This window comes from Campylobacter sp. W0066.1, assembly GCF_024723635.1.
In the GTDB taxonomy this organism is placed as follows: domain Bacteria; phylum Campylobacterota; class Campylobacteria; order Campylobacterales; family Campylobacteraceae; genus Campylobacter_D; species Campylobacter_D lari_C.
In genome coordinates this window covers 1-1,238 of record NZ_JANQCW010000041.1, presented here as the reverse complement: position 1 = coordinate 1,238, position 1,238 = coordinate 1, and the positions used below count along the sequence as shown (strand labels likewise).

The 1,238-nt window shown below is 28.1% G+C and carries 3 protein-coding genes and 1 tRNA gene; 1 reads left to right on the top strand and 3 read right to left on the bottom strand.

Annotated features, from left to right (window positions below; genetic code table 11):
• Positions 1 to 43: 43 nt before the first annotated feature.
• Entirely contained in the window at positions 44 to 187 is a 144-nt protein-coding gene (locus CAMP18497_RS08175) for a hypothetical protein (protein ID WP_337213740.1), read from the top strand.
• A gap of 158 nt (positions 188 to 345) precedes the next feature.
• Here the strand turns inward: CAMP18497_RS08175 and CAMP18497_RS08170 are convergent, their stop codons facing one another.
• The 3 genes from CAMP18497_RS08170 to CAMP18497_RS08160 form a co-directional block, all read right to left on the bottom strand.
• A complete protein-coding gene (locus CAMP18497_RS08170; RefSeq protein ID WP_263683635.1) occupies positions 346 to 705 on the bottom strand; it encodes a methyltransferase in 360 nt (119 codons plus the stop codon).
• A 124-nt stretch (positions 706 to 829) separates the two neighbouring features.
• Entirely contained in the window at positions 830 to 1,033 is a 204-nt protein-coding gene (locus CAMP18497_RS08165; RefSeq protein WP_240387661.1) for a class I SAM-dependent methyltransferase, read from the bottom strand.
• 126 nt (positions 1,034 to 1,159) lie between these two features.
• Positions 1,160 to 1,235, bottom strand: a tRNA-Glu gene (locus tag CAMP18497_RS08160).
• Positions 1,236 to 1,238: the final 3 nt, after the last annotated feature.

Below are 1,238 nucleotides of genomic sequence, written 5' to 3'. Positions count from 1 at the left end.
GTTTGGTAAAAAATGGAAAAGGTGTTGGAAAAAGAAAGAGAAAATGAAAAAAGTGAGAGAGGGTGTGGAAGAAAGATATAGAGAAAGATATAGAGAAAGATATAGAGAAAGATATAGAGAAAGATATAGAGAAAGATATAGAGAAAGATATAGAGAAAGATATAGAAAGGTGTATTACGATATGTAATATATAGTAGGTTTGATATTGAAAGCTTGGAGGGGATGGATTATAATATAAGTATTAGAGTTTAGCAAAAAAAGGATTGGGATATTAGTTGATGGTGTGTGGTAGTTGTAATAACAAGGAGAATAAACTAAAGGCTTATTAAAGCCTTTGTGTAAAAATTATTTTTGTCCTATGTAGATGAAGTGTTGTATGCTTCCTTCAAAATTATATAAATTTATCAGCTCATAATCTCCCCAAAACAATGGCTTAAAAGGTTTAAATTTTTCTTTTAATTCTTCAATCGTATTTGTAAAATTTATATAAGTAGATTCACTATTTAATCTTGGACTAGATTTTACTTCTACTAAACCATTTTCTTTAACATCCCCTGTAACAAATTCTTGATAAGCTTTAGAGCTAATCATAGTCGCGAAAATTATTGCTCCATCATTGCATAAATCATAAAATTCTTCAATAGTTTTTTGAAAATCTTTGCTTGGCAGATAATATAAACTTTGATTTGCAAAAATAAAATCCATTTTTACATCAAATAAATTTTTAAAACTAGAGTTAGGTGTAATTACGTGAAAATTATTTTCATTTATCCTAGGATCTTTTTTCCAAGTATTTTTTAAACTAGGAACAATATCTACACCATAAGCGTTAATACCCCCCCCCCGTTACATCTTGAAAATATTTAGAATGCACTCCATTCCCACAACCAAAATCAAGCAAATTTCCACTTGTTTTGTTTAATTTATACTTCAAGATTCTCTCATAAAATCTTATAACATGTCCATCGGGATATTGTAAACCATATCCTTCATTGTCATATTTTTTAGTATATCCTGATAATGAATTATCCATAATTTATCCTTTAAATTTAAAATACAACTTCATTATACAATAAAATAAAAATATTATAATGATTTTTAATTCTTCTTTTAGAAAAGTGATAAAATATATTAAAAGTACAAATACTAATTAATTTTATGGCGACCCCTAGAGGATTTGAACCTCTGTTATCACACAGAGAGAGTGACGTCCTGAGCCACTAGACGAAAGGGTCATG